This window comes from Frondihabitans sp. PhB161, from assembly GCF_003814635.1.
Classification (GTDB): Bacteria; Actinomycetota; Actinomycetes; order Actinomycetales; family Microbacteriaceae; genus Frondihabitans.
Genome location: NZ_RKQW01000001.1, coordinates 1791890 through 1807135, shown reverse-complemented (window position 1 = coordinate 1807135; position 15246 = coordinate 1791890). Strand labels below are relative to the sequence as shown.

Annotated in this window: 13 protein-coding genes; 4 read left to right on the top strand and 9 right to left on the bottom strand. The window is 67.0% G+C overall.

Annotation, left to right across the window (positions count from 1 at the left end):
- The first annotated feature begins 36 nt into the window (after nucleotides 1-36).
- From EDF39_RS08585 to EDF39_RS08575, 3 genes are read left to right on the top strand one after another with little or no spacing between them, the layout of a single operon-like run.
- On the top strand, nucleotides 37-978 hold the full coding sequence (locus EDF39_RS08585; RefSeq protein WP_055959399.1) for a glycosyltransferase family 2 protein: 942 nt from the start codon (nucleotides 37-39) through the stop codon (nucleotides 976-978).
- The gene (locus EDF39_RS08580) at nucleotides 968-2557 is read left to right on the top strand and encodes a DUF2142 domain-containing protein (protein ID WP_123942105.1); all 1590 of its coding nucleotides are present in this window, start codon (nucleotides 968-970) and stop codon (nucleotides 2555-2557) included. Before EDF39_RS08585 ends, EDF39_RS08580 begins: the two co-directional genes overlap by 11 nt.
- Complete coding sequence (locus EDF39_RS08575) at nucleotides 2554-4572, top strand: acyltransferase family protein (RefSeq protein ID WP_123942103.1); 2019 nt, start codon at nucleotides 2554-2556, stop codon at nucleotides 4570-4572. The genes EDF39_RS08580 and EDF39_RS08575 overlap by 4 nt, the downstream gene beginning before the upstream one ends.
- Before the next feature lie 305 nt (nucleotides 4573-4877).
- On the opposite strand, the gene EDF39_RS08570 is transcribed toward EDF39_RS08575, so the two are convergent.
- The 4 genes from EDF39_RS08570 to EDF39_RS08555 are packed head-to-tail and all read right to left on the bottom strand — an operon-like array spanning nucleotide 4878 to nucleotide 9950.
- On the bottom strand, nucleotides 4878-6560 hold the full coding sequence (locus tag EDF39_RS08570) for a hypothetical protein (protein ID WP_123942101.1): 1683 nt from the start codon (nucleotides 6558-6560) through the stop codon (nucleotides 4878-4880).
- Nucleotides 6561-6619: 59 nt separating this feature from the next.
- Nucleotides 6620-7852, bottom strand: coding sequence for a polysaccharide pyruvyl transferase family protein (locus EDF39_RS08565; RefSeq protein ID WP_123942099.1), 1233 nt, complete (start codon nucleotides 7850-7852; stop codon nucleotides 6620-6622).
- Nucleotides 7849-8865: a lysylphosphatidylglycerol synthase domain-containing protein gene (locus EDF39_RS08560; RefSeq protein WP_123942097.1), complete on the bottom strand. Its 1017-nt coding sequence runs from the start codon at nucleotides 8863-8865 to the stop codon at nucleotides 7849-7851. The genes EDF39_RS08565 and EDF39_RS08560 overlap by 4 nt, the downstream gene beginning before the upstream one ends.
- A complete protein-coding gene (locus tag EDF39_RS08555; protein WP_123942095.1) occupies nucleotides 8862-9950 on the bottom strand; it encodes a nitroreductase family protein in 1089 nt (362 codons plus the stop codon). The genes EDF39_RS08560 and EDF39_RS08555 overlap by 4 nt, the downstream gene beginning before the upstream one ends.
- A gap of 115 nt (nucleotides 9951-10065) precedes the next feature.
- Between EDF39_RS08555 and EDF39_RS08550 the strand changes: the two genes are divergently transcribed.
- Nucleotides 10066-11031 (top strand): hypothetical protein, encoded by a 966-nt coding sequence (locus EDF39_RS08550; RefSeq protein ID WP_123942093.1) that lies wholly within the window; start codon nucleotides 10066-10068, stop codon nucleotides 11029-11031.
- A gap of 10 nt (nucleotides 11032-11041) precedes the next feature.
- Here the strand turns inward: EDF39_RS08550 and rfbA are convergent, their stop codons facing one another.
- From rfbA to EDF39_RS08525, 5 genes are all read right to left on the bottom strand, one after another.
- Nucleotides 11042-11905, bottom strand: coding sequence for a glucose-1-phosphate thymidylyltransferase RfbA (rfbA, locus tag EDF39_RS08545; protein ID WP_055959413.1), 864 nt, complete (start codon nucleotides 11903-11905; stop codon nucleotides 11042-11044).
- A gap of 3 nt (nucleotides 11906-11908) precedes the next feature.
- The gene (locus EDF39_RS08540; RefSeq protein ID WP_055959414.1) at nucleotides 11909-12532 is read right to left on the bottom strand and encodes a dTDP-4-dehydrorhamnose 3,5-epimerase family protein; all 624 of its coding nucleotides are present in this window, start codon (nucleotides 12530-12532) and stop codon (nucleotides 11909-11911) included.
- 37 nt (nucleotides 12533-12569) lie between these two features.
- Complete coding sequence (locus EDF39_RS08535) at nucleotides 12570-13442, bottom strand: hypothetical protein (RefSeq protein ID WP_199726163.1); 873 nt, start codon at nucleotides 13440-13442, stop codon at nucleotides 12570-12572.
- A complete protein-coding gene (locus EDF39_RS08530; protein ID WP_123942092.1) occupies nucleotides 13439-14188 on the bottom strand; it encodes a helix-turn-helix transcriptional regulator in 750 nt (249 codons plus the stop codon). Before EDF39_RS08530 ends, EDF39_RS08535 begins: the two co-directional genes overlap by 4 nt.
- An 80-nt stretch (nucleotides 14189-14268) precedes the next feature.
- Nucleotides 14269-15198, bottom strand: a complete 930-nt coding sequence (locus tag EDF39_RS08525) for an aldo/keto reductase family oxidoreductase (RefSeq protein ID WP_123942090.1) — start codon at nucleotides 15196-15198, stop codon at nucleotides 14269-14271.
- Nucleotides 15199-15246 lie beyond the last annotated feature (48 nt).

Sequence of the window (15246 nt, the reverse complement as noted above, 5' to 3'; positions counted from 1 at the left end):
ACCGTCGGCTCGCACTGAATCAGGACTCCCACCCGCGTGAAACTGTTCATCCAGATCCCCTGCCTCAACGAGGAGACGACGCTTCCGTCCGTCCTCGAATCGATGCCGACCGAGATCGACGGGATCGACGAGATCGAGATCCTCATCATCGACGACGGCAGCACCGACCGCACCGTCGAGGTGGCCAAGTCGTACGGCGTGACGCACTTCGTCCGGCACACGACCAACATGGGTCTGGCTCGGTCGTTCCGCGACGGTGTCGACTACGCGCTGCTGAACGGCGCCGACATCGTCGTCAACACCGACGGCGACAACCAGTACCCGCAGTCGATGATCCCGGAGCTCGTGCAGCCGATCATCCGCGGCGAGGCCGAGATCGTCGTCGGCGACCGGCAGACGAAGACCATCGAGCACTTCTCGGCGTTCAAGAAGACCATGCAGCGCCTCGGCAGCTGGGTCGTGAGCCAGGCCGCCGGGCTCGATCTGCCCGACGCCGCGAGTGGTTTCCGCGCCTACTCGAAGTACTCCCTCATCCGTCTGAACATCGTCACGCAGTTCAGCTACTGCATGGAGACGATCGTCCAGGCCGGCTACAAGCGCCTCGCCATCACGAGCATCCCGATCACCACGAACGCGAAGACGCGCGAGTCGCGGCTGTTCTCGAACATCTTCCAGCACATGTTCCAATCGGGCTCGGCCATCGTCCGCGCCTACCTCATGTACCGACCGGTCGCCCTCTTCCTCTGGATCAGCGCGGTTCTGGCGGTCGGCGGCCTCATCCCCTTCGTGCGATATCTGATCCTTCTCGCCACGCACGACGCCGGCGCGAACATCCAGTCGCTCCTGCTCGGCCTGCTGCTGATAATCAGCGCGCTCTTATCTCTGGTCATAGGCGTGGTGGCCGACCTGACTCGCATCAACCGGACCCTGGCCGAAGAGACCCTCGACTTCCAGAAGCTCCAGCGCTATGGCGAGTGAGGTCGCTCGGCCCGCCAAGCGGCCGTTAGCCGACCGCGCGAGCACGATGTGGCTCGTCACCGCGGCCTTCGGCCTCGTGCTGGTCTTCTGGGCCGTCTTGACGCCGCTCTACGGGGCACCCGACGAGATCGCTCACGTCGACAGTGCGATCAGGGTCGCACAGGTGCACACCTGGCCCGCTCCGGGCGAGGCGCACTACCTCTCGGGCGTCACCTACACGAAGTTCGGCGAGCTCCAGCTCCGCAACGACCAGCGTTCGACCTTCGCCGAGATCTTCGCCGATCGCCCCGGCATCTCGCCCGGCATCGACCAGATGACCCAGCATCCGCCGCTGTTCTACCTCATGGCCGCCGTGGTGTTGAAGCTCGTCCACTTCATGGACCTCCGCTGGGACATCGTCGTGATGATCCTGCGCTACTTCGACATCCTGCTCGTGCTCCCCCTGCCGTGGCTCGTGTTCGCGTCGGTGAAGCGCGCGCTGAAGTCGCCGAAGATCGCCCTCCTCGGGGCCGTCTCGCTCTTCTTCGTGCCCCAGCTGCAGCAGATCGTCTCGGCGGTCAGCAACGACTCCCTGGCCGTCCTCCTCGGCGCGGTGACGGCGTGGCTGATGATCCGGTTCCTGACCGGCGCCCAGCGGGTCCGCGACGTCGTGTTCGTCTCGATCGCCCTCGGGCTCTTCCTCCTGACCAAGGGCACCGCGGTGCCGGCTGTGCCGTTCGTGGCACTCGGGCTGCTGTTCGCCCGTCGCGTGGTGCCGGTCGGGTGGGGGCGCAGGATCCTCGACACCCTCCTCGGCGGCGCCGTGGCCGGTGTCATCGGCGGTTGGTGGTTCGTCCGCAACATCGTGCTCTACCACGACATCCAGCCGTCCGGCCTCGCCGGCCAGCGCCCGACCATCACCTGGCCGGAGGGCGAGGGCCGCGACCTCGGCAACTACATGCAGGCCTTCTGGGACACGGTGACGGGATCGTTCTGGGGCCGCTTCGGCGGCCTGCAGTACCCCATGACCCCGTACCTCACCGATCTGCTGACCGCCGTGTCGCTGCTCGTCGTCGCCGCCTTCGCGTTCCGGCGCGGCGCTTTCCGCCGCGATGCGCTCTTGATCGCTTCCTTCCCCGTCGTGACGCTGCTACTCCTGATCGCGAACACCTGGCGCGTCTACGGTCGGACGGCTCTCGTCTACGGCGTGCAGGGCCGGTACTTCTACATCGCGATCGTCGCGCTGATCGTGATCAGCGCGATCGCCTGGTCGCGTGCCGTCGTCGAACCCAAGACCAAGCTCCTGGCCGCCCGCGCGGTCGTGATCGGTGCACCCGCCGTCACCGTCTACGGCCTCTCGCTCGAATACCGGGGCGCCTACGAGAAGCTGCACCTCGCTTTTCACCCGGACGGCGCGTACACCTGGGCCTACTCGTCCGCCGTCGGCCCGCACTGGATCGCGCTCGTCGTAGCGCTCACGGCCGTCGTCGGGCTCGTGGCAGTGATCTGGTGCTTCCGGGCCGTAAGCCAACGTGTCCTGCCGGAAGAGTCGGGGCTGGTCCGCGAAGCAGTGCTGGCTAACGAGGGGAATCGTCGGTGACAACGGGACGACGGAGTGCCGTAGCGCCGCCGACGAAGGGCCACCGCCTCGACATCACCGGGCTCCGCGCCCTCGCGATCGTGCCGGTCGTGGCCTACCACGCGGGTGTCACCGGCTTCTCGGGTGGATTCGTCGGCGTCGACATCTTCTTCGTCATCTCGGGCTTCTTGATCACCGGCCAGCTCATCCGCGACCGCGAAGCCACCGGCCGCATCCACTTCGGCCAGTTCTGGGCGAAGCGTCTGCGTCGCCTGGTCCCGGCCTCGACGCTCATGATCCTGCTGACCCTGCCGATGGTGCTCCTCGTCCTCTCTCCCGAAGACTGGTCGAAGATCGGCAAGCAGGCGGTCGCAGCCCTCCTCTTCGTGTCGAACTTCTTCTTCGCGCGCCAGCCCGACGGCTACTTCGCGCAAGACCTCAACCTGCCGCAGCCGTACCTCCACACCTGGTCACTCGGCGTCGAGGAGCAGTTCTACGTCGTCTGGCCCGTGCTGATCGCCCTCGTCGTCTGGCTCGCCCTCAAGGCGAAAGCCCGCCCCCGAGTCGTGCTCGCGATCATCTTCGGCGTGATCGCCGTCGCATCGGTCACCCTGTCGATCGTTCTCACGAAGACCGACCCGCAGAACGCCTTCTACCTGCTGCCGACGCGCGCGTGGGAGTTCGCGGTCGCGGCGCTCCTCGCCCTGCTCCCCCGTGACCTGATCCGCTCCGCCGCGGCCCGGACCGCCCTCACCGCGGCCGGCATCGTCGGCATCGTCGCGATCGTGGTCCTCCTGCCATCGTCGACGCCCTGGCCCGGCTCGGCCGCACTGCTGCCGGTGGCCGCGACGCTGGCCGTGATCCTCGGCGGCATGGGCCCGGCAGACAGCCCCCGGACGCTGCCCACCCGGATCCTCGAGCTCCGACCCCTCGTGTGGATCGGCACGGTCTCGTACTCCTGGTACCTCTGGCACTGGCCACTCATCGTGCTCCTGCCCAAGGCGTTCAAGTCGGAGTCGCCGTGGGTGCCGATCTTCGCGGGCGCCATCGCGCTGGTCATCGCCGCCGTCGCCTACTTCGCGTTCGAGAACCCGATCCGATTCGCCCCCTCCCTGACGAGCTCGGTCAAGCGGTCCATTCTCGCCGCCGGTGTCATGACGCTGGTCGTCGGCCTGATCGCGAGCGGCACCTACTGGCAGGGGCGAACGGCGAGCATCGCGGCCGAGCGCTCCACCGCGCAGGGTCCGGCCCTTCCGCCCCTCGCCTGCGACGCGACCCAGAAGTCGCCGTCGGGCATCTCGGAGTGCGTGCACGGCGCCATCGACAGCGCGAACACGATCGTCGTCGTCGGTGACTCGCACACCCGTCACTGGGAGGCCGCTCTCGGAGCTGCTGCGAAGGAGGCCGACGTCCGGCTCATCGTCCGCTGGGATTCCGCCTGCCCGACGATCCCGGTGCAGACCATCATGACGAGCGGTCACGTCAAAGCCGGCTGTGCCACCTGGCGCGCCGAGACCACCAAGCTCCTCACCGAGATCCACCCCACCGCCGTGATCGTGTCGCAGGCCGAGGGGTACCTCGGCCGCATCGTCGCTCCCGACGGCAGCGAGCTCTCGCAGTCGGCGCAGGAGGCCGAGTGGCTCGCCGGCTACAACACCTGGCTGACCCAGACGAAGAAGCTCACCGACCGCATCGCCGTGATCCGCGACAACCCGCGCCTGCACTACAACCCCAACGAGTGCCTCGCAGCCCCGGGCGGAACGGCAGCCTCCTGCGCCTCACCGCGATCGAAAGCGCTCGACATGATCGACACGCTGCAGAACCTCTCGATCGAGGCTCAGGTCGCGAACGGCGTCGATCCCGTGTTCACCACCACCGACCGCCTCTGCGACCAGACGACGTGCCAGGTCGAGATCGACGGCGTGCGCGTCTACCGCGACTACAACCACCTGTCGGCGGCCTACACGGCGTCGCTGATCCCCTCGCTGACCGAGTTCCTGCAAGAGACGGTGCGGCGCGCGAAGGCCTCCGCCTGAGGTTTTGCTCTCCCCCGCTTCGCGGCTCCTCCGCTTTGCGGCGCCGAGACTCCAGTAGTTGCGGGTTGTGGCCTCCGCGACCCGCAACTACTGGAGTCTCGCCGGGTCCAGGTCAGGGTTGGGGCAGGGCAAGAGCGGGCAGGGCCGCCAGGAACGTAGCTCAGGATCCGGCGCCGCCGGATCCTGAACTCAGGGGGCTTGGCGCTCCCCAAACCTGCATTACCGGCGCCCCGCGCCCGAACGCCTGCGTCGCCGACGCGCGCTCCTGCGCTCAGGCCCTACGTCGCCGACGCGCGTTCCCTCGCTCAGGCGTCGACGGACACCGGCGTGGCTCGAGCCGGCGTCGCACGGACCGACAGAGCGGCGACCACGAGCGCGAACAGCGCCGCCACCACGAACGCGATCATCACCACGACAGACAGGGCGTACGGGAGCGGCGACCACGCGGCGAGATCGCCGAGTGAGTCGAGGGGGTTCGACCAGTGCTCCTCGCCGAAGTGCCACGAGATCGCCCGCCCCATGCTGACGACGGTATAGACGACGCCGAACACGCCGACGAGAAGCGCGACGAGGCGCGCAGCAGTGAATCGCACAGCCCCCGCCTGGCCATCGTCGCCAGCACGGCCCCGAGACACGAGACCGAGCAGCGCAGCGAGCCCGATCACCGCGACGACCAGCAGCGGAACGATCGATGAATACAGGTAGCGCCCCTGCACTCCCGCCGCGACCCCGGTCTTGCGGGTGAGCGAATAGACCGACTCGAGCAAGATCGCCAGGGTGAGCAGCGTGGGCAGGATCATGACCACGACCGTTGCGCGCTTGACTCCGAGACTGGGCGACAGCGCAAGGCCGGCGAGGAGGATCGCGAGGAGGACGACCGAGAGCACAGCGGGAATCCAGGTGGGGTAGGCCAGCGCGCCGCTCTTGATCGACAGGAGCGCCCAGAACCGCGTCGGGAACACGCTCTCGAACTGGTCCTTCATCAGGTGCAGGGTGTCGGCCATGGCCAGGGGCCCGGTCTTCAGGGGGTCGAAGTGACCGGCGGGCTGCACTTTGCCGTAGACGACGACGTTGTGGATCCACCACCAGCCGCCGGCCATGGCCGCCACGACGAAGATCAGCGCCGGTGTGATGACGCGGCGCAGCGACCGTTCCCGTACGGCGGCGACGAGATAGGCGAGCACGACGACGGCGACTAGCGGCAACGACCATGCCTTGGTCAGCAGCGCCACTGCCGAGACGAGTCCGACCCAGAGCGCCGTTCGCCTTCGCAGGTCTCCGGTCAGCACGTGGACCGTGCCCAGCGCGATCCACGCCCCGGCCGCGTTCAGCAGGTTGTCGTTGTTGACCGCTCCGCCGACGACGGCGAGCTGTGGAATGGCGAGCACCGAGAGGGCTGCCGCCGAGATCACGATGCGGTTCGCACCCAGACGTCGCGCGATCAGGGCTGCGGCCAGTGGAAGCGGCGTCAGCAGCAGCACCGAGATCATGCGGAAGATCCACACTTCGAGATCCCACGGGATCGTGGCCGGAAGCACGTCGGCGACGGTGCCGAGGAGCGCCGAGTACCCCGGCGGGTGCTGGCCGGCCTTGTTGACTAGGGTGTCGGTGCCCGACCCCAGCTCGCTGAACGACTGGCGATCCGGCCGGGGTGTCGCTTCGGTCGCCGAGAGGGCCGGACGCTGCTCGACCGGCTTCGTCGTCGAGCGCACACCGCTGATCTTCACGGAGGCATCGACCGAGGCCATGCGCGGCATCTCTTTGAAGCCCGGCCACGAATGGTAGGTCTCCCAGTAGATCGCTGCCGACACGTGATCCGGCTCGTCGGCCGAGCGGTAGGTCGGGTCGGCGATCGACCAGAAGGTCATCGTCGCTGCGAAGAAGGCCACTGCGGCCCAGACCGCGAGCGGCAGCCCGCGGAGACCCCGGGGTGCCCGACGATCTGTCGTCTCAGGCGACGTGCGATCGAGGGTGCGTGTGTCGGGCATCGAAAACCGAGTCTCGTATCGGGAACGGGAAAGCGGGTGGAGTGAAGCGGAGCGAGGGGCTACAGCCCCTTCTTCACCAGCTCGGCGATCAGGTCGGCCTGCTTCAGCGACCGCTTCTTCACCTCGGGCAGGTGCTCGTCGAGCTTGGCCTTGACCTCCGACTGCGCGGCGAGCAACGCCTCGTAGCGGCTCCACAGGTGCGACGGCGTCAGCTTGTCGTGCCCGAACGCCCACTCCTGCAGCTCGAACATCTCGAGCACCTCTTCGTACTTGTGGCCCCAGCCGATCACCAGCGTGGGCACGGCCATCGCGAGAGACGACACCATCGCGTGGAAGCGGCTGGCGACGAAGAACGAGCAGCGCCCGATCAGGTAGCGGAGCTCCTGCGACGAGAGCTCGCGGTCGATGAAAGTCACGGCGGCCTTGTCGGCGACGCGCGAGTAGATCTCGCGACACAGCGGCAGGTCGTTGTTGTGCGTGGCATCGGTACCGGTGCGGACGCTGTGCGGCACGAGCAGCAGCTTCTTGCCCGACGCCGTGACCTGGTCGATGAAGGTGACCATCTGGCCGATGTAGTCACCCTCGCGCGCGTCGACCTTCTTCTGCAACACGACGCTCGGGCTGAGGCCGACGACCTCGTCGTCGAAGATCGAGAGGTCGACGGCCTTGCCCGCCGCAGCCTCTTCGGTTCCGCTCAGCTCGAGTGAGAACGCGTAGTCGGCGCCGGCGAAGGTGTTGGTGAGGCGCAGCTTGTCGGCATAGCTCTGGGTGATGCGGCCGCGGGTGACGACGGTCGCGGCCTTCGGCAGGAAGGTACGGGCGACGAGGCGGTTGATCCGGTTGCGGAACGGCCCCACGGCCTGGGCGCACTTGAACACCGGGGTGCCGATGTTGAGAGCGGGCAGGATCGACGCGACGTTGTAGATCAAGAACTTCTCGCGGCCGTCGGTGAACGTGATGCCGCCCTGGTCGAGCAGCACCTGCGAGTCGACGAGGGCGGCGACGGCCTTCGAGCGCGACTTCAGCAGGCCACGGAGCGGCGGCAGCAGGCGGTAGGCGAGAGCGGCTGAGTTGATGTTGACACCGAGCGTGCGCGGCCGGGCATCGATGATCCCGAGGTTCGGGTAGCTGTTCTGCTCGCGGTCTTCGCGCGGATACATGCTCAGCAGGGTGAAGTGCACGCCGGGCAGGCGCTCTTCAAGGGTCGCGATCGACGACTCCAGCATGGCGGCGGCGCCTTTGTTGCCCGACAGAGCGGAGCCGATGATGGTCACGTGCGGGGTCGAGCTCATGCGGGAGAACCTTTCGGGAGCGACAGACGCAGGGCGCCGTACTGGAGGGCGATGACGGCGTCGCCCACGGTGGAGAGCAGACGCGAGAGAACAGAGATGACAACCGCCTGGCCGGGGGCGATCCCGATGCCGACGAGGCAGACGAAGAGAACGGCCTCGCGCACGCCGATACCCGACGGAACGAAGATCACGAGGATCCCGATGGCGCCTGCCAGGGCGTACGCCGCGGCGAGGGGCACCCACATGCCGGGCGTCACGGTCGCGACCGTCGCAGCGCACAGAATGAACCCGACGCCGTTGATCACGCGCGGCGTGACGTAGGCGGCCGAGAAGCCGAGGCTGGCGACCGGGTGCAGGAAGTACTGCTCAGGCAGCGGCGCCTTGAGAAAGCGCTTGCTCGCGATCGACATGATGCGGTGGAAGACCTGCGGTACGAGGATCGCGACGAGCGGGACCATCACGACGACGACGGCGACGACCGTGAGCACGTTGCCCTCGACGAGGGTCGGCCCGACCACGAGGATCAGGATGATGGCGCTCGGCACGATCGACGCGATCTGCAGGAAGACGTTCTCGTAGATGAACGTGATCAGGATCAGCGTGCGCGGAAACCCGTTCTTCTGTCCCCAGACGACCTTGCTCAGCACCGAGCCGATCTGACCGGGAACGTACTTCAACAGCCACGAGAGCGAGTGAACCGCCATCGCCTGCCGGGCGCCCACGTGCGACCCCTCGTCGGACAGACGGTTGAGGATCATTCCCCAGAGGAGGCCCGAGACCGGCACCGCGAAGGCGAAGCAGAGAATCGCCAGGAGGTGCAACCACGACGGGTGGAGGTTGGCCTCCTGGACGGCGGTCCAGTTCTTCGACAGCGATCGAGCGAAGAGGACAGCGACGATCGCCACGACCACGATCGTGACGATGCGGCTCAGCAGCTTCCGTCGCCGCTGCTTCTTCGTCGGCTTCGTCGTCGCCGCAGCCACCTCGGTCTCGAGGGGAGCGTCTCCGCTCACCGGGCGAGGTTGTTGTAGCTGCGGAAGGTGTCGAGTTCTTTCTTCTGCGAGAACGGCACGAGGCCGTCGGGGTGGGCGTAGCCGACGGCGATCAGCATAATCACGCGGTCGGAGCCGGAGAGACCGAGCGTCTTCTGCATCTTGCGCTCGAGGGGCTCGAAGTCGGGCCAGTTGATGACGCTCGACGAGAGGCCGAGTGTCTCGAGGCCGAACATGAACGACATGCTCGCGAGCGAGGCGTCGACGTAGATGGCGTGGCGGTCTCGCGGGCTGAAGTAGCTCTCGAGCTTGCCGACGACCACGATCACGGTCTGGATGTTGTCGGCGTAACCGGCCGTGCCGAACGGGATGTTCGAGACCTTCTTGACCATGGCCGGGTCGTCGAAGACGCGGAACTCGTAGGGCAGTCGGTTGCAGGCGGTCGGTGCCTGGCGAGCGACCATCAGGGCCTTATCGACGAGATCGCGCGGTACCGGCTTGTCGTCGAAGAAGCGCACCGAGCGGCGCTGATTGGCGAGGTCGACGAGCTCGTCGTACGAGACGTTCGAGGTCAGCTGCTTGGCGCGGGGCACGTTGCCGGTCGTCGAGGGCACGTAGTCGATCGACTCGAAGGTGCGGCGAGCCTCGTCGACGACCTTGTCTTTGCCCGTGGCACTGACGCGGAAGTACTCTTCGAGCACGTTGTGCGCCCAGTCCATCTCGGCGATCTCGCTCGTGCCGGGCGACCGCTTGCATTGGCTCGCCGCGGCGGCATAGAACTCGATGGTCTCGCCGACGTAGTCGCGGGCGAAGACGTCGCGGCGGGGCCGCATGATCAGGCCCTTCTCGATGCGGTGCACGTTGCGACGCAGCTCGACGCGGGTGAGACGGTCGCGCTTCTTGTTGCGGTAGTAGTCGCGTCGACCCTGAAGGGTCGCGGCCTGCTCGCGGTTGAAGGTGATGAACGACACCAGGAAGAAGAAGTGCGACAGGATCCGGCTCGACCCGAACGTCTCGAGGAACGCGCGGTTCGTGTTCTCGTACACACGGCGGATCGATCGAATCGCCAGGAGGTCTTTGGCGATCTTCTTCAGCTTGTTCAGCACACGTTCTCCCGCGGGTAGGCGATTCTCCGGACGACCGTCCGAGTTTAGGCGACGAGCGTGCGGGGCCACTAACCCGCAACGGCATTCCCAGTCGACTGCCTCTTACACTGGGGCGGTGAACCACCCCGACGACTCCCCCGCGCCCACCCTTCGCGAGCGGCTGCGGCGCGTCGTCCGGGCTCTCCGCGCCGAGCGCCACTACGACGGCGTCATCCGGCGCGCTCGCGCCCAGCGCGAGCGGGGCCGCGACCGGGAGTGGCACGTCGGCCTGATGCGACTTCTGGCCTCCGGGGTACGGGCGGCACGGGTGACCGGGCGACCCGGGTCGGATCCTGAAGCTGTTCCACTCGTCATGTGCCTGTGGAACCGTCCCGATCGTCTGCCGGTGGTGCTCGACCTGCTCGCTCGCCAGGAGTCACCGCGGCCGATCCGCTTTATTCTGTGGAACAACAACGCCGACGACGCCGCGCACTACCTCGCCTGCCTCGACGGAACCCCGCGCGGCGCCCTGTCGAGCGTCGAGCTCGTCAACAGCGAGCGCAACATCGGCGGCCTCGCCCGATTCGTCGTCGCCCGTCTGCTGCGAAACGGCGGCTATCGCGGGCCCGTCATCATGCTCGACGACGACCAGAACATCCGAGACACGTTCGTCGCCGACCTGCTGCGCGACTATCGGCCGCAGTCGGTCGTCGCGTGGTGGGGGTTCAGCCAGCACGGCTCGTACTGGCGGCGAGCCGAGATCGAGCCCGGGTCACACGCCGACCACGCCGGCACGGGCGGCACCGTCTACGACGTCGACCTCGTGGCCGACGACCGGTTCTTCTTACGGTTGCCGCGCAAGTTCGCCTTCTTGGAAGACCAGTGGATGTCGTTCGTGGCACATCGGGCCGGCTGGCGCGTCGTCAAGGGCGACACCGTCATCGAGCTCGTCTCGGAAGAGCTCAACCAGTACCACGGGCTGCGCCCGCTGAAAGACGATTTCTACCACAAGCAGAACGACCGCGGCGATGCCCTTCTGGGCGACCCCCTCGACCGACCGGAGCTGTCGCGGGGTCGCCTCAGCGGGCCCGTCTCGAGTTAGCCGCTGGCGACTAGCCGTTCAGCAGCTTCTGCAGGTAGACGCCGTAGCCGCTCTTGGCGAGGGGGGCCGCCAGGCTCGCGAGAGCTCCGTCGTCGATCCATCCGTTGCGCCAGGCGATCTCTTCGATGCAGCCGATCTTGTGGCCCTGGCGGTCTTCGATCACGCGGACGTACTCGGACGCCTGCATCATCGACTCGAACGTGCCGGTGTCGAGCCATGCCGTTCCGCGGTCGAGCACCTGCACCTGCAGTTCGCCGGCCTCGAGGTAGCGCTCGTTGACTGTTGAGATCTCGAGCTCGCCTCGGGCGCTCGGCTCGATGGTCTTCGCGATCTCGACGATCTTGTTGTCGTAGAAGTAGAGGCCGGGCACCGCGTAGTTGCTCTTCGGGGCGGTCGGCTTCTCTTCGATCGAGACGGCCTTGAAGTCGTCGTCGAACTCGACGACGCCATAGGCCTTGGGGTCGGAGACGTGGTACGCGAAGATCGTCGCCCCCGAGACCTCGGTGTTCTTCTTGAGGTTCGTGCCGAGGCCGACGCCGTGGAAGATGTTGTCGCCGAGCACCAGCGCGACGCTGTCGTCGCCGATGAACTCCTCACCGATGATGAACGCCTGCGCCAGGCCGTCGGGTGACGGCTGGACGGCGTACGAGATCTCCATGCCCAACGAGGATCCGTCGCCCACGAGAGCGCGGAATTGGTCGTTGTACTCCGGGGTGGTGATGATGAGCACTTCGCGAATGCCGGCCATCATCAGGGTCGACAGGGGGTAGTAGACCATCGGCTTGTCGTAGATCGGCATCAGCTGCTTCGAGATGCCCTTGGTGATGGGCCAGAGACGGGTGCCGGAGCCTCCGGCGAGGATGATTCCCTTCACGGGTCAGCCCTTCTTCGCGGTGAACGCCGCGCTGAGCGACGAGTAATAGGCGCGCATGTCGGCCCAGGTCGGCAGGGTGCCCGCGGCGGCGGCCTCGGCGAGTGACGGCGCGTCGGTGTCTTTGGGCGAGAGGAGAGCCTCGCCGGCCTCGTCCGGGAACACCAGCGCGATGTCGGAGTCGAGCGGGTTGATTCCGTGCTCGCGCTCGGCGTTGAACGTGTCGGTCACCAGGTAGCTGACGGTGGCGTCGTCGGTGAGGGCGACGAAGCAATGCCCGAGCCCCTCCGAGATGTAGATGGCGCGGCGGTCCTTGTCGTCGAGCAGCACGCTGTCCCACTGGCCGAACGTCGGCGAGCCGACCCGGATGTCGATGACGTAGTCGAGCACGGCACCGTGCGTCGCCGTCACGTACTTCGCCTGGCCCAGCGGAACGTCGGCGAAGTGGATGCCGCGCACGACGCCCCGCTTCGACACCGAGGTGTTGGCCTGCCGAAGGTCGATCGGGTGACCGATCACCTCGGCGAGCTTGTCGAAGCGGTACCACTCGAGGAACACGCCCCGGTCGTCGCCGAACTGCTTCGGGGTGATCTCGTAGCTGTCTGGAATACTCAATTCACGGATCTGCACCCGGGAAGCCTAGCCGGTGACGTCTCGTGGCCGCCGTTCATCGAGCGCAGTCGGCTACGAACGACAAGAGCGGGGTGGCCTCGTCGGTCTCGAAGAGGTGGTCGAGGGCTCGGTTGAACTCGTACTGTCGGCTGTAGGGGATATTCACCACCTCGAAGCCGGCTGCCATCAGGGTGCCCGTCATCATGAGACGGGCCGTGCGCTTATTGCCGTCGAAGTAAAACTGGCTCCGCGTGGCGGCGGCGAAGTAGGCCAGAGCACCCTCCCGCGGATCGAGTCGAGTGACGTGAGCGCGGGTGCGGTCGAACCGCTCGACGAGGTTGCGGCCCCGGTCACCCGTGGGCACGCCCGCGGTCGTTCCGCCGTTGGCGAGCCGCACGTTGCCCCCGCCGGTTACGAGCCCCTCGCCGCGGAAATGTCCGCTCTCGATCGCCTCCCGGTGAGCGACGAGGAGGTGCAGTTCGTCAGACACGGCCTTGGTGAGAGCGAACCGCCCCTCGCCGACGAGCTCGTCGAGGTCGCTGTATGCCGCGGAGAGCGCGAGAATCTGCTCCTGGTCTTCGAGACGCCGGCCGCCGACCGAGACACCGTCGAGAAGGGTCTGCACTTCGGGGAGCGTGAACGCGTTGCCCTCGAAGCGCGCGGTGTTCCAGATGAGATCGGGAAGACTCGCTCGGAAGCGAGCCCGGGCGCGCTCGACGCTGGTTCGTTCGATCCGGTCGAGGCGGATATCGGCGGCGTTCCAGGTGACTCCCGTCTCGGCCAGCTGTTCTGACCGTCGGATGGCGAGAGCGTCGTCGGTGGCTTCGATCCGGCCCGGTGGAACGTCGGGATGGCCCGGTCGGCCCGGATGCCCGGGACGCCTGACATAGAGGTCGCGGTCGCCTGCACCCTCAGGAGACTCGCTCATCGCGGGCCTCCGGCGACCTCGAGGGCGACGCGTTCGGCATCGCCGCCCAGCCCGACGCAGTCGACCAGCGCTTGGAAGCTGTCGACCAGAACGACATCTTCGACCGTCACGCTGCGGTCGAAGATGCGTTCGTCTCCCTCCCTGACGATGACGTCGGCTCGATTAAGCGTCGTGGTCGACATCGTGTCGGCGAGCAACTGGGTGAGGCGGCGAACGTCGGTCGTCCAGAGAATCGTCGGGGCGTCCAGTTCGTGGCCCATGGCGGACAGCGCCGCCCAACCGGAGAGAGCCCAGGGCCGCCCCGAGGCCCGGCCCGCCGAAACCAGCCGGTCGACGTCCCAGCCCTCGGATCGGAGACCGACCGCGGTGGAGTCGTGTAAGACCGACGAGGCGATCCCCGCCTCCCGGATCGTCACTACCCGATTGCCGTGGCCGAGCCGATGCAATCGATCCCGCCACAGCGCTTCGGCGGGAGACAGCTGACCGAGAAGTAACGGGCCACCCTCGCCTTGGACGAGCGCGCGCGCCGCAGGCGTCGCGGTCGCATCGTGAAGTGGAGAGACTGCTAGATCGACTCCGAGACCCACCGCAACGAAGAGCTCGCGGAGGTCGGTCCAGCGCGGATCGGTCGTTCCGTCGAAGATGCGATAGGTCGTGGCGCGACTCAGGCCAGCGCGGGTTGCGATCTCGGGCACGCCGAGACCGGCCGCCGAGGCAGCCTCTCGAATTGTCGCAACAGGATCCATGGACTGATCCTACCAGCCACTCGTCTCACCAGTGAGATAAAGCGTGACTGCATCTCACTGGTGAGACTCTCGGAGCCCGACTACGGCAGCAGGTGCCCCGCAGCGGTGAACAGCCGGTACCACTCCTCGCGGGTCAGCGGCAGCTCGCTTCCGGCAGCGGAATCCTTGACGCGCTGGGGGTTCGTGGTGCCGAGCACCACCTGCATGTGGGCCGGGTGACGCGTGATCCACGCGACCGCGATGGCCTCGGGTGCGACCGAGTACTTTGCCGCCAGTTCGTCGATGACGTCGTTCAGGTCGGCGTAGGTCTCACGGTCGCCGAGGAACACCCCGTCGAAGAACCCCTTCTGGAACGGCGACCACGCCTGCAGGGTGATGTCGTAGATCCGCGAGTAGTCGAGGATCCCGTTGTCACGGTCGATCGACTGGTCGAGGCCTTTCATGTTGGCGCTGACGCCCGCGGTGATGAGGTTGGCGTGCGTGATGCTGAGCTGTACCTGGTTGACGATGAGCGGCTGGGTGACCGACTTCTTGAGCAGGTCGACCTGCAGCGGCGTGTGGTTCGAGATGCCGAAGCTCGTCACCTTGCCGGCCGCCTTCAGCTCGTCGAAGGCGCGGGCGACCTCGTCGGGCTCGACGAGGGTGTCGGGGCGGTGCAGCAGCAGGATGTCGAGGTGGTCGACCCGGAGGGCCTCGAGCGACTCGTTGACCGACTCGACGATGTGGTCGTGCGAGAAATCCCAGAAGCCGTCGCGAATGCCGACCTTCGACTGGAGGATCACGTTCTCCCGCTCACTCGGTGAGAACCTGATGGCGTCGCCGAAGCGCTTCTCGCAGAAGTGCGGGGTGCCGCCGTAGACGTCGGCGTGGTCGAAGAAGGTGATGCCGGCATCGCGTGCCGTGCCGACGAGGGTCTGGATCTCGGTGTCGGAGAGCGGGTCGATCCGCATGAGTCCGAGGATCACATTGGAGGCGGGGGCGGTCAGGTCGGAAAACGTCGTTGTTCGCATGGCCCCATCTTGCCCGGACCGGCGGAGTTCGGTCAGGGTGGGGCCGGA

Coding starts and splice junctions, on each gene's coding strand:
- EDF39_RS08580 (WP_123942105.1), top strand. CDS start 968: ATGGCGAGTGAGGTCGCTCGGCCCGCCAAGCGGCCGTTAGCCGACCGC.
- EDF39_RS08570 (WP_123942101.1), bottom strand. CDS start 6,560: ATGCCCGACACACGCACCCTCGATCGCACGTCGCCTGAGACGACAGAT.
- EDF39_RS08565 (WP_123942099.1), bottom strand. CDS start 7,852: ATGAGCTCGACCCCGCACGTGACCATCATCGGCTCCGCTCTGTCGGGC.
- EDF39_RS08535 (WP_199726163.1), bottom strand. CDS start 13,442: ATGAGCGAGTCTCCTGAGGGTGCAGGCGACCGCGACCTCTATGTCAGG.
- EDF39_RS08530 (WP_123942092.1), bottom strand. CDS start 14,188: ATGGATCCTGTTGCGACAATTCGAGAGGCTGCCTCGGCGGCCGGTCTC.
- EDF39_RS08525 (WP_123942090.1), bottom strand. CDS start 15,198: ATGCGAACAACGACGTTTTCCGACCTGACCGCCCCCGCCTCCAATGTG.